This window comes from Streptomyces phyllanthi (assembly GCF_009377205.1).
Lineage (GTDB): Bacteria > Actinomycetota > Actinomycetes > Streptomycetales > Streptomycetaceae > Streptomyces > Streptomyces phyllanthi.
This window is the reverse complement of sequence record NZ_VJZE01000911.1, coordinates 1-1,309: the sequence shown is the minus strand read 5'-3', so window position 1 is coordinate 1,309 and position 1,309 is coordinate 1. Positions and strand designations below refer to the sequence as shown.

Below are 1,309 nucleotides of genomic sequence, written 5' to 3'. Positions count from 1 at the left end.
CCCGCCGCCACCGGCCCCCTCAAGGGCAAGGTCGTCCTCGTCGACCCCGGCCACAACCCCGGCAACTTCCGGCACACCACCGAGATCAACCGCAAGGTGGACATCGGGACGGGCCGCAAGGAGTGCGACACCACGGGGACCACCACCAACTCCGGCTACATGGAGGCCGCGTTCACGCTGGACGTGGCGCGGCGGCTGCGGACGATCCTCGAAGAGCAGGGCGCCACCGTGAAGTTCACACAGGACGGCGACCGGGCCTGGGGTCCGTGCATCGACGAGCGGGCGCGGATCGGGAACGAGGCCGGCGCCGACGCCGCCGTGTCCATCCACGCCGACGGGTCGGGCACCGGGAACCGCGGCTTCCATGTGATCCTGCCGGGCGCGGTGCACGGCGGCGGCGCCGACACCCGGCCCATCGTCGGTCCCTCCCGCGAACTGGGCGAGCGGATCGCGGGGAGGTTCGTGCGGCTGACGGGCAGCGCGCCCTCCAACTACGTCGGCGACGGCACCGGTCTCGTCACACGTAAGGACCTGGGCGGTCTCAATCTGTCAACGGTTCCGAAGGTGTTCATCGAGTGCGGCAACATGCGCGATAGCAAGGACGCGGCACTGTTGACCGACGGTGCCTGGCGGCAGAAGGCGGCGCAGGGGATCTCTGAGGGAATCGTGAGCTTCCTGGGCGGGTAGGGAGCGGGTCGTGATCAGCGCGCTCATCCCGGCAGTCACGCCCGTCGGACGGACGATATGGTCGTCCTACGATGTGGGGCCACCCCCGCGCTTCACACCACGGCCGTACGGCGACATGGTGTCAGCGACGCCTCCACCGACGACGAGACGACTGACGAAGGACCTGAAGTGAATATCCGCTCCCTCACTAGAGGCGACGGCGTGGTGATCGGAGCAGCGGTATTGCTGTTCATCGCGTCGTTCCTCGACCTCTACTCCGTCGACGGGGTTTCCGACAGCGACAACATCCCGAGCCTGTGGGGTAGCGGGCCGGTCGTGCTCGGTGTCGTCCTGGCGGGGATCATCGGCGCCGCGCTCGTCGTCGTCTCCCGGGGGCTGCCGCAGGTGCCCAAGGTGGCGGGCCTGGACCTGGGCCAGTTCGGCACCGCGTTCACGATCTTCGCGGCGTGGAGCGCGCTGGGCAACATCTTCGACGTCTCCGGCGGCTTCGACAACGCCGGCAGCGGTGGCGACCTGGTCAGCGCGGGCACGGGCATGATCCTCGCCCTCATCGCCACCCTGGTCATGGCCGCCGCGGCCGTGGCCACCCCCCTCGTCCCGGCCCTCAAGGGCGCCCTCATCC

Annotated in this window: 2 protein-coding genes; both read left to right on the top strand. The window is 69.6% G+C overall.

Going from position 1 to position 1,309, the window contains the following annotated elements:
• A partial coding sequence (locus FNH04_RS46065; RefSeq protein WP_152792161.1) for an N-acetylmuramoyl-L-alanine amidase occupies nucleotides 1–687 on the top strand: 687 nt, incomplete at its 5' end.
• A gap of 168 nt (nucleotides 688–855) precedes the next feature.
• The coding region (locus FNH04_RS46060) for a DUF5336 domain-containing protein (protein ID WP_322725778.1) at nucleotides 856–1,309 on the top strand (454 nt) is incomplete at its 3' end.